The sequence below is a fragment of the Rhodanobacter denitrificans genome (assembly GCF_000230695.2).
Taxonomy (GTDB): domain Bacteria; phylum Pseudomonadota; class Gammaproteobacteria; order Xanthomonadales; family Rhodanobacteraceae; genus Rhodanobacter; species Rhodanobacter denitrificans.
Map to the genome: position 1 here is coordinate 1,641,528 of NC_020541.1, position 13,077 is coordinate 1,654,604.

15 protein-coding genes are annotated in these 13,077 nt (G+C 67.5%); 5 read left to right on the forward strand and 10 right to left on the reverse strand.

Features of this window, described 5'->3' with window-relative positions:
• Positions 1–27 precede the first annotated feature (27 nt).
• On the forward strand, positions 28–966 hold the full coding sequence (cysK, locus tag R2APBS1_RS07390; protein ID WP_007509969.1) for a cysteine synthase A: 939 nt from the start codon (positions 28–30) through the stop codon (positions 964–966).
• A gap of 6 nt (positions 967–972) precedes the next feature.
• On the opposite strand, the gene R2APBS1_RS07395 is transcribed toward cysK, so the two are convergent.
• Positions 973–1,398: a winged helix-turn-helix transcriptional regulator gene (locus R2APBS1_RS07395; RefSeq protein WP_015447440.1), complete on the reverse strand. Its 426-nt coding sequence runs from the start codon at positions 1,396–1,398 to the stop codon at positions 973–975.
• A gap of 185 nt (positions 1,399–1,583) precedes the next feature.
• Between R2APBS1_RS07395 and gstA the strand changes: the two genes are divergently transcribed.
• Positions 1,584–2,204 (forward strand): glutathione transferase GstA, encoded by a 621-nt coding sequence (gstA, locus tag R2APBS1_RS07400; RefSeq protein ID WP_015447441.1) that lies wholly within the window; start codon positions 1,584–1,586, stop codon positions 2,202–2,204.
• Between the two features lie 93 nt (positions 2,205–2,297).
• On the opposite strand, the gene purB is transcribed toward gstA, so the two are convergent.
• A complete protein-coding gene (purB, locus tag R2APBS1_RS07405; RefSeq protein ID WP_015447442.1) occupies positions 2,298–3,665 on the reverse strand; it encodes an adenylosuccinate lyase in 1,368 nt (455 codons plus the stop codon).
• A gap of 103 nt (positions 3,666–3,768) precedes the next feature.
• Between purB and R2APBS1_RS07410 the strand changes: the two genes are divergently transcribed.
• A complete protein-coding gene (locus tag R2APBS1_RS07410; RefSeq protein ID WP_015447443.1) occupies positions 3,769–5,151 on the forward strand; it encodes a class II fumarate hydratase in 1,383 nt (460 codons plus the stop codon).
• A gap of 40 nt (positions 5,152–5,191) precedes the next feature.
• On the opposite strand, the gene R2APBS1_RS07415 is transcribed toward R2APBS1_RS07410, so the two are convergent.
• The 6 genes from R2APBS1_RS07415 to R2APBS1_RS07440 all read right to left on the reverse strand — a co-directional run bounded on the left by R2APBS1_RS07415 (position 5,192) and on the right by R2APBS1_RS07440 (position 8,948).
• Positions 5,192–5,578, reverse strand: a complete 387-nt coding sequence (locus R2APBS1_RS07415; protein WP_041676693.1) for a PDZ domain-containing protein — start codon at positions 5,576–5,578, stop codon at positions 5,192–5,194.
• Positions 5,579–5,675: 97 nt separating this feature from the next.
• On the reverse strand, positions 5,676–6,383 hold the full coding sequence (locus R2APBS1_RS07420; RefSeq protein WP_015447444.1) for a YggN family protein: 708 nt from the start codon (positions 6,381–6,383) through the stop codon (positions 5,676–5,678).
• Between the two features lie 30 nt (positions 6,384–6,413).
• Positions 6,414–7,379 (reverse strand): ABC-2 transporter permease, encoded by a 966-nt coding sequence (locus R2APBS1_RS07425; RefSeq protein ID WP_015447445.1) that lies wholly within the window; start codon positions 7,377–7,379, stop codon positions 6,414–6,416.
• Entirely contained in the window at positions 7,376–8,233 is an 858-nt protein-coding gene (locus R2APBS1_RS07430) for an ABC transporter ATP-binding protein (RefSeq protein ID WP_015447446.1), read from the reverse strand. The genes R2APBS1_RS07425 and R2APBS1_RS07430 overlap by 4 nt, the downstream gene beginning before the upstream one ends.
• Positions 8,230–8,604, reverse strand: coding sequence for a GntR family transcriptional regulator (locus R2APBS1_RS07435; RefSeq protein WP_007509948.1), 375 nt, complete (start codon positions 8,602–8,604; stop codon positions 8,230–8,232). The genes R2APBS1_RS07430 and R2APBS1_RS07435 overlap by 4 nt, the downstream gene beginning before the upstream one ends.
• Positions 8,605–8,606: 2 nt before the next feature.
• Positions 8,607–8,948, reverse strand: coding sequence for a hypothetical protein (locus R2APBS1_RS07440; protein ID WP_007509946.1), 342 nt, complete (start codon positions 8,946–8,948; stop codon positions 8,607–8,609).
• A 93-nt stretch (positions 8,949–9,041) separates the two neighbouring features.
• On the opposite strand from R2APBS1_RS07440, the gene R2APBS1_RS07445 reads away from it, so the two are divergent.
• The gene (locus R2APBS1_RS07445) at positions 9,042–9,509 is read left to right on the forward strand and encodes an SDR family NAD(P)-dependent oxidoreductase (RefSeq protein ID WP_231378367.1); all 468 of its coding nucleotides are present in this window, start codon (positions 9,042–9,044) and stop codon (positions 9,507–9,509) included.
• Between the two features lie 63 nt (positions 9,510–9,572).
• Here R2APBS1_RS07445 and R2APBS1_RS07450 read toward each other — a convergent pair whose 3' ends face one another.
• Positions 9,573–11,240 (reverse strand): amidohydrolase, encoded by a 1,668-nt coding sequence (locus tag R2APBS1_RS07450; protein WP_015447447.1) that lies wholly within the window; start codon positions 11,238–11,240, stop codon positions 9,573–9,575.
• Between the two features lie 138 nt (positions 11,241–11,378).
• On the reverse strand, positions 11,379–11,963 hold the full coding sequence (locus R2APBS1_RS07455) for an FMN-dependent NADH-azoreductase (protein WP_015447448.1): 585 nt from the start codon (positions 11,961–11,963) through the stop codon (positions 11,379–11,381).
• A 112-nt stretch (positions 11,964–12,075) separates the two neighbouring features.
• Here R2APBS1_RS07455 and R2APBS1_RS07460 point away from each other — a divergent pair, with 112 nt between their 5' ends.
• Entirely contained in the window at positions 12,076–13,050 is a 975-nt protein-coding gene (locus R2APBS1_RS07460) for a LysR substrate-binding domain-containing protein (protein ID WP_015447449.1), read from the forward strand.
• The last annotated feature ends 27 nt before the right edge of the window (positions 13,051–13,077 follow it).

A 13,077-nucleotide genomic window follows, 5' to 3' on the forward strand; every position in this document is an offset into this window, starting at 1 on the left:
TTTTCTCCAGACGGCCGGAGCACTTCCATGATCCACGACAGCATTCTCGACACCATCGGCAACACGCCCATCGTCAAGCTTCACCGCCTTGCCCCCAAGCACGTCGAGTTGTACGTGAAAGTGGAGGCGTTCAACCCCGCCGGTTCGGTGAAGGATCGGCTCGCGCTGGCGATCATCCTCGACGCCGAACAGCGCGGCGTTCTGAAACCCGGCCAGACCGTGATCGAGGCCACCTCGGGCAACACCGGCGTGGCGCTGGCGGCGATCTGCGCGGCGCGCGGCTACCCGTTCGTGGCGGTGATGTCGGATACCTTCTCGCTCGAGCGGCGCAAGCTGATCCGCGCCTACGGCGGCAAGGTGGTGCTCACGCCCGGCGCCGCGCGCGGCACCGGCATGGTGAAGGTGGCGGAAGAGCTGGCGCGCAAGCACGGCTGGTTCCTCGCCAGCCAGTTCGAAAACCCGGCCAACCCGGCCTACCACCGGCAGACCACCGCGCCGGAGATCCTGCGCGACTTCGCCGGCCGTCGGCTGGACTACTTCGTCAGCGGCTGGGGCACCGGCGGCACGCTCACCGGCGTGGGCGAAGTGCTCAAGGTGGCGCGCCCGGAAGTGCAGATCGTCGCCACCGAGCCGACCGGCGCGGCGCTGCTGTCCGGCAAGGAGTGGCAGCCGCACAAGATCCAGGGCTGGACGCCGGATTTCGTGCCGGCCGTGCTGAACCCCAAGGTGGTCGACCGCATCGTGCCGGTCGACGACGTGCTGGCCCGCGACACCGCGCGCGCGCTGGCCCAGCAGGAAGGCATCTTCGCCGGCATCTCCTCCGGCGCCACCTTGGCTGCCGCGTTAGGCGTGGCCAAGACCGCGCCCGAAGGCTCGGTGCTGCTGGCGATGCTGCCCGACACCGGCGAACGCTACCTGTCGACCTTCCTGTTCGAGGGGGTCAACGAGGGGTCGGACGAAGTCTGAGCGCGGTCACGCGCTGGGCGCCCGAGCTTGCCGGCGGCCGCCCGGAACCGTTCCGCGTGCGGCGGTGGGCGCGCGTTTCGACGCCCCCGCTTCCCATTCCGCGATCAGCTTCTGGCCCACGCTGGCCAGCGCCCGGATCGCCGGCAGCAGCTCGCGGCCGAGCGGCGTGAGCGCGTACTCGGCCGACGGCGGCGAGGTGTCGAGCACGCGCCGCGTCACCAGACCGCGCGATTCCAGCTCGCGCAGCCGCGCGCTCAGCACGCGCGCGGAGATGCGCGGAATGTCGTGACGCAGTTCGCCGAAACGGCGCGGCTCGGCGCTCAGGTACCACACCACGTTCGGCGCCCACGCGCCGCGCAGCAGCGCCAGGCTCTCGGTGAGCGGGCAGGCCGGCGGTGCGGCGACCTTGCTCTTGCGTACGGGCAGGCCCATCGGAATTCCATCGGAGAGTGCGGTAACCGGAGGGATACTACATTTTTCCGCTAACTGATGGTTAGGTGGTATCCATGAGTAACCATGATGGCTAGCATGCCGTCATCCTTGCGGCGCGCGCAGGCAGACGCCTCGCGCGATCGCAGCGATGGTTCTTCCCCACGCCCCCAACACGGAGAAAACGCATGAAGCTTTATTACTCGCCGGGCGCCTGCTCGCTGTCGCCGCACATCGTGGCGCTGGAAGCCGGCATCGCGCTGCCGCTGGAGAAGGTCGACGGCAAGGCCAAGCGTACCGAGGGCGGCGCGGATTTCTGGCAGGTCAACCCGAAGGGCTACGTGCCGGCACTGGCGCTGGACAACGGCGAACTGCTGACCGAAGGCCCGGCGATCGTGCAGTACCTGGCCGACCTCAAGCCCGAGAGCGGCCTGGCGCCCGCCAACGGCACGCTGGCGCGCTACCGCCTGCAGGAGATGCTGGGCTACATCAACTCGGAGATCCACAAGAGCTACAGCCCGCTGTTCAAGCCCGACACGCCCGAAGCCACCCGCGCCGAGCGCAAGGAGTACCTGACGAAGCGTTACCAGTTCATCGAGGGTGCGCTGGCGAAGCAGCCGTTCCTGCTGGGCGACAAGTTCACCGCGGCCGACGCCTACCTGTTCACCGTGACCAATTGGGCCAGGCACGTCGACCTGGACCTGTCCGGCTTCCCGGCGTTGCTGGCGTTCCAGAAGCGCGTGGCCGCGCGCCCCGCGGTGCAGGCGGCGTTGGAGGCCGAGGGCCTGGTGAAGAAGGCTCTCGCCTGATCTGCATCGGGCCGCGCGTGGAGGCGCGCGGCCCGATGGTTTTGCCCGTCATTCCGGCTTCCGCCGGAGTGACGGCGTAGCAGCGATCGCGGCTCAGATGCCTCGCGCCAGTCCTTCGGCCAAGCCGATGTAGCCGCCCGGCGTCAGCTCCAGCAACCGCTGCTTCGCTTCCGCCGGCAGATCGAGGCCACCGATGAACTCGCGCATCGAATCCTTCGTGATGCCATGGCCGCGAGTCAGCGCCTTGAGCTGCTCGTATGGCTCGGGCAGGCCATAGCGGCGCATCACGGTCTGCACGGCTTCGGCTAGTACTTCCCAGCTGGCGTCGAGGTCGGCAGCGATGCGTTCGGCGTTGACGTTGAGTTTACCCAGGCCTTTCTTCAGCGATTCCAGTGCGACCAGGCCGTGGCCGAAGGCGGTGCCCAGCGCGCGCAGCACGGTGGAGTCGGTGAGGTCGCGCTGCCAGCGGCTGATCGGCAGCTTCTCGGCGAAGTGGCCGAGCAACGCGTTGGCGAGACCGAAGTTGCCCTCGGCGTTCTCGAAGTCGATCGGATTGACCTTGTGCGGCATGGTGGACGAGCCTACTTCGCCGGCCTTCAGCGTCTGCTTGAAGTAGCCCAGCGAGATATAGCCCCAGATGTCGCGGGCCAGGTCGATCAGGATGATGTTGGCGCGGCGCACCGCGTCGCAGTATTCGGCCACGTTGTCGTGCGGCTCGATCTGGGTGGTGTAGGCATTGAAATCGAGGCCGAGGCTTGCCACGAAGCGCTGCGAGAACGCGCGCCAGTCCACTTCCGGGTAGGTGATGGCGTGGGCGTTGTAGTTGCCCACCGCACCATTGATCTTGCCGGAAACTTCGACCGCCACCAGCTGCTTGCGCTGACGCTCCAGCCGCGCCACCACGTTGGCGATTTCCTTGCCCAGCGTGCTGGGCGAGGCGGTCTGGCCGTGCGTGCGCGAGAGCAGCGGCAGCGCGGCGTTCGCGTGCGCCATCTCGCGCAGCTTGGCGATCACCGCATCCAGCTGCGGCAGCAGCACCTGGCTGCGCGCATCGCGCAGCATCAGCGCGTAGGAGAGGTTGTTGATGTCCTCGCTGGTGCAGGCGAAGTGCACGAATTCCTTCGCCTGCGCCAGGCCGGCATCGGCGCCGATCTTCTCCTTGATGAAGTACTCCACCGCCTTGACGTCGTGGTTGGTGGTGGCCTCGATCGCCTTGATCCGTTCACCGTCGGCCTCGCTGAAGTTTTCCGCGATGGCTTGCAGGGTGGCGACCTGGGCGGCCTCGAACGGCGGCAGCTCGGCGATCTTCGGCTCGGTCGCCAGCGCCAGCAGCCAGGCGATTTCGACCTGCACGCGGCGATGCATCAAACCGAACTCGCTGAAGATCGGACGCAGCGCTTCGACCTTGCTGGCGTAGCGGCCGTCCAGCGGCGACAGGGCGGTCAGGGCGTGGTTGGACATCGGAGCGTTCCGGCAAGGGGAAACGGCCATTTTACATTGACAGCGGCGCAATGACTGACGGCCTATAGTTGGCCGGTTTTCCATCTCCACGAAGGACAGGACCATGAGCGGCTTCCGCATCGAACACGACAGCATGGGCGAATTGAAAGTCCCCGCCGACGCGCTGTACGGCGCGCAAACCCAGCGCGCGATCGACAACTTCCCGATCTCCGGCCTGTGCCTGCCGCGCCCGTTCATCCGCGCGCTGGGGCTGATCAAGGCCGCCGCCGCCGAGGTCAACCTGGCGATGGGGCATCTCAAGAAGAACCAGGCCGCGGCGATCCGCAAGGCGGCGTTGGCGGTGGCGGATGGCCAGCATGACGCGCAGTTCCCGATCGACATCTTCCAGACCGGCTCGGGCACCAGCACCAACATGAACGCGAACGAGGTGATTGCGCACCTGGCGGTGGCGGCCGGTGCGAAGGTGCACCCGAACGACCATGTCAACTACGGGCAGAGCTCGAACGACGTGATCCCCACCGCGATCCACGTCAGCGCCACGCTGACCGCCAGCGAGCAGTTGCTGCCGGCGTTGAAGCACCTGAAGAAGGCCATCGACAAGCGTGCGCGCGAACTGAGGAACACGCCGAAAACCGGCCGCACCCATCTGATGGACGCGATGCCGATCACCTTCGGCCAGGAGCTGTCCGGCTGGGCGGCGCAGGTCGCCTCCGCCATCGAGCGCATCGAGGACGCGCTGAAGCGCATGCGCCGGCTTCCGCAGGGCGGCACCGCGGTGGGCACCGGCATCAACGCCGATCCGAAGTTCGGCCCGGCGATGGCCGCCCAGCTGAAGAAGCTGACCGGGGTGAAGTTCGAGTCGGCGCAAAACTACTTCGAGGGCATGGCCGCGCAGGATGCGGCGGTGGAACTCTCTGGTGCGCTGAAGACGCTGGCGGTGGCGTTGATGAAGATCGCCAACGACCTGCGCTGGATGAACTCCGGCCCGCTGGCCGGCCTGGGCGAGATCGAACTGCCGGCGCTGCAGCCGGGCTCGTCGATCATGCCGGGCAAGGTCAACCCGGTGATCCCCGAAGCCACCGCGATGGTCGCCGCGCAGGTGATCGGCAACGACGCCGCCATCACCATCGCCGGCCAGTCCGGCAACTTCCAGCTCAATGTGATGCTGCCGCTGATCGCGCACAACCTGCTGCAGTCGATCGAGATCCTGGCCAAGGTCAGCGTGCTGCTGGCGGACAAATCCATCGCCGGCTTCAAGGTCAACAAGGCGCGGGTAAACCAGGCGCTGGCGATGAACCCGATCCTGGTCACCGCATTGAACCCGGTGATCGGCTACGAGAAGGGCGCGGCCACCGCCAAGCTGGCGTACAAGCAGCACCGGCCGATCATGGAGGTGGCGCTGGAGACCACCGGCTTGTCGAAGGCGGAACTGCAGAAGCTGCTCGACCCGCTGGCGCTGACCCGCGGCGGCATCCACGGCGAGTGATCGGATCCGCGCGCCCCATGCATGGGGCGCGCGGACGGGGTCAGGGATGCGGGTGAGCCATCGCGGCCAGGCCGCCGGCCGCCAAGGCCAGCTGCAATGTTTCGTGACCGCGGCGCACGGTCAGCCGGCTGGCTTCCCGTCGATGGGCGCTGGGGTGGTCGCGCAGCTCGGCCACGCGCGTCACGGGCTGCTCGTCCACGGCGGTGATCAGGTCGCCTCGCCGCAGTCCGGCGTGCCTGGCCGGCGTGATGCGGATGACCCGGATGCCCGTGCCGTCGAGCGAGGCCAGCTTGAGTTCGCGGCCGCCGGCGTCATGCCAGCTCAGGTTGTCGCGCGTGCCATGCATCTGTACATGCCAACCGGCCTGTGCCGGCAGGACGAAGAACGATGCCGTGGCGAGGGTGCCCAGCAGGATCAGGTGTCGCATGCGGTGGTCTCCCTTTGGCGGGGGTGAGGGTGCCCGCCGCGGTGTCGTGGACACCACGTGAGACGCGGGCGAGGGGAATGCGAGTGGAAGTTGCGGCTTAGTCCGAGAACACGGCAAAGCCTTTCTTGCCGTCCTTGTCCTTCATGTCCTTGCCGCAGTCGTCGACGTCCTTCTGCGTCATCGTGGCGTAGGGCCTGAACGCAGGCATGGCGGCGGCCAGCTTTTGCTGCGAGGCAAGCACGCCGGGCAGACGCTTGCACAGTTGCAGGGCGGCCGCCTGGATCTGGTCGGTCTGCGGCTTGAGGCTGGCTTCGATCTCCTGGTCGCTCTTGCCGGTGAACGCGCCCCAGAGCGCCTGCTTCGCCGCGCTGACGCCGATGTCCGCGCCCTGCGCGCCGATGTCCATGCCGGCTTCGGCGATGCCGATGATCTGCTGGCGATAATCCACCAGCATGGGGTGCTGTTCCGGCGTGGCCGGTACCGGCTTGCCGGCGATCACCAGTTCGCCCTGCGGAGTGATCACCGCCTTGGGGAGAGTGCCGTCGTGCGGGTGCGGACCGTCGCCGATGTGGATATTGCCCAGGCTGATGTCCTTGCTGACCAGCTCCTTCTTGGCCTGCTCGATGCCCTTGCGGACCTCGGCGGCGATCACCGAGGAGGAGGTCTGTTCGTGGACGTCCTTAGCCGCCTGGGCCATGTCGCTGGCGACGCCCGATGGGTTGGTGTCCTGCCCGGACCGGCTGCAGGCAGCCAGCGGCAGCAGCGCGGATGCAAGGATGCCGATGGCGATCATGTTGGCTTTCATCGTTTTCTCTCCGTGCGATTCGTTCGAGTGTCAGCTGTCGTCGCGCCAGCGGCGGAACCAGATGGCGCCGGCCAGCATGGCGATGGCCGCAGCGGCGCCGATCCAGAGACTGGTGGAGCCCAGTGCCGCATAGGAGTGGACGACGCCCAGGCTGGACAGCAGTTCGGCCGGGTTGTTGCCGCCGATGCGCGGGACCTGGCTGAACCAGCCGCCGGGGAACACGCTGAACAGGATGCGGCCCACCACGTTGCGCCAGTACCAGCTGTCCTGCAGGTCGATGGTGCCGAGCAGGTTGAACCAGCCGATCACCACGCCTGCGGCCACCGGCAGCACCACCGCCCACAGGAACGGTTTGCTGCGGGCCCAGGCCGAGCACAGCATCAGCCAGCCGACCGACGGCAGCGCCCACAGCAGGTACAGCGGGATCGAGCCGATCAGGTTGGCGATCACCTGCAGCGGGTGCGACAGGGTCAGCAGGTGCCATACGCCGACGCCGTGGAAGGACAGCGCCAGGGCAAACATCAGCAGCATCGCGATGCCGGTCAGGGTGCCGACGACCACGACGATCAGCGGGGCGACGACCGTCGCGGCGACCACCTTGGACAGCACGGTGGCGGTGTCGGAGATCGGCAGCGATTTCCAGAACAGCAGGCTGCGGTCGCGACGGTCGTCGTAGAGCGTGCCGAGGCAGTAGAAGAACACCACGAAGCCCATCACCATGCCGATGATCAGGGTCGGCGAGTACATCGCCATGTCCAGCCCGGCGCCCACGGCGTCCATGGACTGCTTGTCCAGGGCGCGGGACAGCAGCCGCATGTTGTTCTCGCCGCCGCCGAAGGCCACGTTGAAGCCGTGGCGCGATCCCATCACCTCGCCGGCGAGGATGCCCATCAGGTTCAGCAGCAGGAACACGCCGCCGGTGATGACCGGCGTCCAGAAGAAGCCGCCCCGGTGTTCCCACAATTCGCGCTTGATCAGCCAGTAGAAGGTTTTCATGCGTAGGTTCCTTTCATGGTGGCGACGAACAGGTCGCTGACCGACGGCCGGCGGGTTTCACCCAGTTGCTCCAGCGTCGCGCGGTCCGCGCCGTCGAACAGGAAAATGCTCTTGCCGAACACCTGCCGCTCGTCCAGCGGCTTCAGTGCGCGCGCGGCGGCGGCCTTGTCGGCGCCCACCATCACCTCGATGAAGCGCTCGCCGACTGCGTCCATGTCGGCGTCCAGCACGATCCTGCCGTCGCGGATGAACATCAGGTCGGTGAGGATGTGCTCGACTTCCTCCACCTGATGGGTGGTGACGATGATCGTCTTGTTCTCGTCGAAGTAGTCTTCCAGCAGGTGCTGGTAGAACTGCTTGCGGTAGAGGATGTCCAGGCCCAGGGTGGGCTCGTCCAGGATCAGCAGCTTGGCGTCGATCGCCATCACCAGCGCCAAATGCAGCTGCACGATCATGCCCTTGGACATCTGCCGCACGCGCTGCTCGGGCTGCAGCTTGGTGCGGGCCAGAAACGCCTCGCACTTGGCGCGGTCGAAGCGCGGGTGCACGTTGGCGACGAAATCCACCGCCTGGCGCACCTTGATCCAGCGCGGCAGCACGGCCACGTCGGCGATGAAGCAGACTTCGCCCATCAACTTGTCGCGCTGCTTGCGCGGGTCGAAGCCGAGCACGTTCAAACTGCCGCTGAAATCGGTGAGGCCCAGGATCGCCTTCAGCGCGGTGGTCTTGCCGGCGCCGTTGGGGCCGATCAGGCCGACGATGCGGCCGGGCTCGATCCGGAAACTGACGTTGTCCAGCGCCAGCGCCGACTTGTACCGCTTGCTCAGGCCACTGGCCGTGATCACCGCGCTCATGATTTCTGCTCCTTGTCGGTGGCTGCTTCGCGCAACAGCGTCTTGAGGTCCAGCCCGAGCCGCTGCAGCCGTGCGAACAGCGCCGGCCACTCCTCGCGCAGGAAGCGCTCGCGTTCCGATTTCAGCAGCGCCTCGCGTGCGCCCTCGATGACGAACATGCCCAGACCCCTCCGTTTTTCCACCAGTTGCTCGTCGACCAGTTCCTGGTATGCCTTCGACACGGTCAGCGGATTGATTTGGTAGTCCGCAGCCACCTGGCGTACCGACGGCAGCGGGTCGCCCTCGTTCAAGGCGCCGTCCAGGATCATCGCCACCACGCGCTGCTGCAGCTGGCGATAGATCGGGACGCTGTCGTTCCAGGTAATGGTCATGTTTATTCCTTGCTGATGCGGCCGAACTTGTTGCCAAACGAATAGTAGGGCATGGCCAATTGCGACCCGAGCAGGCTGAGCTGCTCCGTATTGCCGCCGGCGTTCGCGGCGACCATCGACGGCACCGTGGCGATGCCGGCGCTGCCGACGTTGGCCAGCAACGCGGCGCTGCGCATCTCGGCGGCACTGGGGCTGACCTGGATCGGTGCCAGGTCGGTGACGCTGCTGGCTTCGGTGCGGCTGGCGTGGGTCGGCTGGCTGGCGACGTTGTAGTTGACGGCACTCAGGCTGGCAGCGGTGAGCAGGACGGCAGCGACACTGGCGATCAGATTCTGCGCTTTCATGACAGGCCTCCTTAGTGATCTCGTTGAGTGGTGTTGTAGTGAACTATAACACTATGTTTCGATCCGTCAATAGGCGCGTGGCGATTTCGCAACATGACTGATGGCCTAGGCGCCGAAACCGCGCCGCGGCGCGGTTCGACAGCCGACCCGGTGATCCGCCGCATGGGCGCACGTGGCCGCGGCAGCATCGTCAACGTGATCGGGCAGGGCGGGCGGCAGGCCAACCCGCAGCACATCGCCGGCGGTTCGGCCAACGCCGCGCTGATGCTGGCTACGGTGGGCTATGCGAATGCCTACGCAGGCAAGGGCGTGCGGGTCAACGCGATCAACCCCGGCATCACCCGCACCGGCCGCGTGGAGGAGGGGCTGGACGCCGAAGTGCGCGCCACCGACCTGTCGCGCGAGGAACTGCTGGCGCGGCAGCTGGCCGGGATCCCGCTGGGGCGTCTGGCCGAGCCGGCGGAAATCGCCGACGTGGCGTTGTTCCTGGCCTCGGCGCGCGCCAGCTACGTCACCGGCGCGATCGTCCCGATGGACGGAGGCCGGACTTCGACGATCTGAGTCGCGCCGCAAGGAAAAAGGCCGGCGTGGGCGCCGGCCTTTTTCGTCCCGCGTCCTGCTGCATCAATCCTTGGCGGCGTAGACCTGCCTGCCGCCGACCCAGGTCTGCAGCACCTTGGTGTTCCAGATCCTGCTGGCGGGGTCCCGGAAGATGTCGTGGTCGATCAGGATGAAGTCGGCCCACTTGCCCGGCTCCAGCGTGCCCAGCGTGTGTTCCGCATGCTCGGCGTAGGCTGCGTCGAGAGTGAACGCGCGCAGCGCCTGCACCAGCGTCATGTCCTGCTGCGGGTACCAGCCGCCGGGCGGCTGGCCGTCGTGGTCCTCGCGGGTCACCGCCGAATACAGGCCGTAGAACGGGTTGGGCGATTCCACCGGGAAGTCCGAGCCGCCGGCGATCACCGTGCCCTGCTTGAGGAAGCGCTGCCATGCGTAGGCGCCGGCGATCCGCTGGTGGCCGATGCGGTCCTCGGCCATGTTCATGTCGGAGGTGGCGTGGGTCGGCTGCATCGAGGCGATCAGCTTGAGCGGCACGAAACGGGGAATGTCCTGCAGCGACAGGATCTGCGCGTGCTCGACCCGGTTGCGCAGCGCGATCGCCGCCGGATGGGTCTTGTAGGCGGTGGCGAAGCTGTCCAGCACCTCGCGGTTGGCGCCGTCGCCGATGGCGTGGATGGCCACCTGGTAACCCTTGGCGAAGGCCTTGTCGATCTTCGCGGTCATCGCCGCGGGCGGCATGAACAGCAGGCCGCGGTTGTGCGGGTCGTCGCTGTAGGGCTTGAGCATCGCCGCGCCGCGGCTGCCCAGCGCGCCATCGGCAAACAGCTTCACCGCGCGCACGGTGAGGAAGTCGCCGCCGTAGCCGATCAGCGGGCCGTCCTGGCTGATGGTGTCGAACGCCGCGCCGGTGTTGCGGATCATCGCGTAGATGCGCGCGGTGAGCTTGTGCGCGTCGGCGTAGTCGCGGTAGAGCCGGTAGGTGTCCAGGTCGATGCCGGCGTCGCCGACGCCGGTGAGGCCCACGCTGGCCATCTCGGCCAGCGCGGCGTCGAGTGCGGCGGCCCGTTCCTGCGCGGTGGGCGCCGGTACTTTGTCGTTGACCAGGTCGGTGGCGCCGTCGACGAACACGCCGGCCGGGCCGCCGCTGGCGTCGCGTTCGATGCGCCCGCCGGACGGGTCCTTGGTGGCCGCGTCAACGCCGGCCAGCTTGATGGCGGCGGAGTTGGCCCAGGCGGCGTGGCCGTCGACGCGGCTCAGCCACACCGGGCGGTCGGACACCACGGCGTCCAGTTCCTTCGCGGTGGGGAAGCGGCCGAGCTTCCAGATTTCCTGGTTCCAGCCGCCGCCGAGTATCCACTTCGCGTCGGGATGCGCCGCGGCGTAGGCCTTCACCTTGGCCAGCGCTTCCTGCAGCGATTGCGTGCCGGTGAGGTCGACGCTGTTGCGCGCGTAGCCGAGGTCCAGCACATGGCCGTGGGCATCGATCAGGCCGGGCAGCAGGGTGCGGCCGTGGCCATCGATCACCCTGGCGTCGCCGACGCGGCCGGCCAGTTCGGCATGGCTGCCGGTGGCGACCACCTTGCCCTGCTCGACCCGCAATGCCTGGAAGTGCTGCAGCTTGCCATGGCTGTCCAGCGTGTAGCCGTTGACGTTGTCGACCAGCAGGTCGGTGGCCTGTGCGGCCGGCGCCAGCGCCAGCAGGGCGAGCATGAGCAGGCATGGCGAGCGTTTCATGCGCGGAATCCAGTGGAGGGGGAGCCCGCAGTGTGTCGGCACCGGCGCGGCTTTTCCACCCCGCGGTCGCTGACGCCCCCAACCACAAACGCCCGCTCCGCGCGGGAGAAGACGTTTGTTAGGGTTACCGCCGGGGTATCAGGCCGCTTTGGCGACCAGCGTCTCGATCATGCCGTGCGCCGATTTCAGCGCCGCGGCCTTCTGTTCGTCGCCGATCGCCATGCCTTCGGCGCGCACGAACTCGACGTCGTCGATGCCGATGAAGGCGAAGGCGGCACGCAGGTAGGGTTCCTGGAAGTCCATGGCGGCCGCCGCCGAATCCTTGCTGTAGATGCCGCCGCGGCTGGAGGCGACGATCACCCGCTTGCCGCCGGCCAGGCCCTCGGGGCCGTTCGCGGTGTAGCGGAAGGTCTTGCCGGCGACCAGGATACGGTCGAGCCAGGCCTTGAGCGAACTGGAGATGGCGAAGTTGTACATGGGCGCGCCGATCACCACCACGTCGGCGGCGAGGAATTCCTCCAGCAACTGGTTGCCGAGTACGGCGGCGGGATCGCTGGCGTCGGCCACCGGGGTCCAGTGCGGCAGCGGTTGTGCGGCCAGGTCGTGGTAATGGAGGTTGGCGTCGGGCGTGCTGCGCTTCAGCTCGGCTACGATGTCGGCGGTCAGCTGGCGCGACACGGAGTAGCCGCCCAGCGCGCTGGAGTCGATATGCAAGAGTTTCATGGAAAGCTTCCTGGTCAGGCCATGCGACTGGCGATGCAACCAAGATATATTCGGAACAATATCGCGATAAGATGGCAGTTGTCGAACTTATCGTTCTTGAATGGAAACGATCATGGCGGCATTGAGCGGTGCGCTGCAGGACCTCAACGACCTGTATTTCTTTGCCGCGGTGGTCGAGCACGGCGGCTTTTCCGCGGCTGGCCGCGCACTGGGCGTGCCCAAGTCGCGCCTGAGCAAACGCGTGGCCCAGCTGGAGGAACGCCTCGGCGTGCGCCTGCTGCAGCGGACCACGCGGCGCTTCGTGGTGACCGAAGTCGGCGAGCGCTTCTACGCGCACTGCCGCGCGGTGCTGGAGGAAGCGCAGGCGGCGCAGGATGCGGTGGACGAATTGCGTGCCGAGCCGCGCGGCGTGGTGCGCCTGAGCTGCCCCGTCTCGCTGGCGCAGACCGTGCTGGCGCACGTGCTGCCGGATTTCCTTGCGCAATACCCGAAGATGCAGGTGCGCCTGCTGTCCGGCAACCGCCGGGTCGACGTGATCGGCGAGGGTTACGACCTGGCGATCCGCGTGCGCACCAAGCTGGATACCGACGCCAACCTGGTGATCCGCACGTTCGGCCTGTCGCGCACCACGCTGGTGGCCAGCCCGGCGCTGCTGAAGGCGCAGGGGCGCCCGGGCCAGCCGGGCGACCTGGCGCGGCTGCCGGCGTTGTCGATGAGCGAGCACGAGGGCGCCCAGCTGTGGGAACTGATTGGCGCGAACGGCGAGCAGACCAGCGTGGAAGTGCAGGCGCGGCTGATCACCGGCGACTTCGCGGTGCTGCTGGAGGCGGCCCGCCGCGGCATGGGCGTGGCGCTGCTGCCGGAGTTCGTCTGCGCGCCGGCGATCGCCGCCGGCGAGCTCGAAGTGGTGCTGCCGGAGTGGAGCGTGCCCGAGGGCACCATGCATTTCGTCTATCCCAGCCGGCGCGGCATGCTGCCGGGCGTGCGCGCGCTGGTCGACTTCCTGGCCGAGCGGCTGCCGGCGACGACCTTGCTGAAGCATGAGCAGTGCAAGCAGCGCCCGCCGGACGAACTTCCGTCGACGTGATGCACACGGTGGCCCCGATGCAGTACG

Excerpts from the sequence above, each read along its gene's own strand:
- R2APBS1_RS07440 (WP_007509946.1), bottom strand. The coding sequence starts at position 8,948 with ATGAAAGCGCAGAATCTGATCGCCAGTGTCGCTGCCGTCCTGCTCACC.
- purB (WP_015447442.1), bottom strand. The coding sequence starts at position 3,665 with ATGTCCAACCACGCCCTGACCGCCCTGTCGCCGCTGGACGGCCGCTAC.
- R2APBS1_RS07430 (WP_015447446.1), bottom strand. The coding sequence starts at position 8,233 with ATGAGCGCGGTGATCACGGCCAGTGGCCTGAGCAAGCGGTACAAGTCG.
- R2APBS1_RS07460 (WP_015447449.1), top strand. The coding sequence starts at position 12,076 with ATGGCGGCATTGAGCGGTGCGCTGCAGGACCTCAACGACCTGTATTTC.
- gstA (WP_015447441.1), top strand. The coding sequence starts at position 1,584 with ATGAAGCTTTATTACTCGCCGGGCGCCTGCTCGCTGTCGCCGCACATC.
- cysK (WP_007509969.1), top strand. The coding sequence starts at position 28 with ATGATCCACGACAGCATTCTCGACACCATCGGCAACACGCCCATCGTC.
- R2APBS1_RS07435 (WP_007509948.1), bottom strand. The coding sequence starts at position 8,604 with ATGACCATTACCTGGAACGACAGCGTCCCGATCTATCGCCAGCTGCAG.
- R2APBS1_RS07415 (WP_041676693.1), bottom strand. The coding sequence starts at position 5,578 with ATGCGACACCTGATCCTGCTGGGCACCCTCGCCACGGCATCGTTCTTC.
- R2APBS1_RS07420 (WP_015447444.1), bottom strand. The coding sequence starts at position 6,383 with ATGAAAGCCAACATGATCGCCATCGGCATCCTTGCATCCGCGCTGCTG.
- R2APBS1_RS07450 (WP_015447447.1), bottom strand. The coding sequence starts at position 11,240 with ATGAAACGCTCGCCATGCCTGCTCATGCTCGCCCTGCTGGCGCTGGCG.
- R2APBS1_RS07455 (WP_015447448.1), bottom strand. The coding sequence starts at position 11,963 with ATGAAACTCTTGCATATCGACTCCAGCGCGCTGGGCGGCTACTCCGTG.
- R2APBS1_RS07395 (WP_015447440.1), bottom strand. The coding sequence starts at position 1,398 with ATGGGCCTGCCCGTACGCAAGAGCAAGGTCGCCGCACCGCCGGCCTGC.
- R2APBS1_RS07410 (WP_015447443.1), top strand. The coding sequence starts at position 3,769 with ATGAGCGGCTTCCGCATCGAACACGACAGCATGGGCGAATTGAAAGTC.
- R2APBS1_RS07425 (WP_015447445.1), bottom strand. The coding sequence starts at position 7,379 with ATGAAAACCTTCTACTGGCTGATCAAGCGCGAATTGTGGGAACACCGG.
- R2APBS1_RS07445 (WP_231378367.1), top strand. The coding sequence starts at position 9,042 with ATGACTGATGGCCTAGGCGCCGAAACCGCGCCGCGGCGCGGTTCGACA.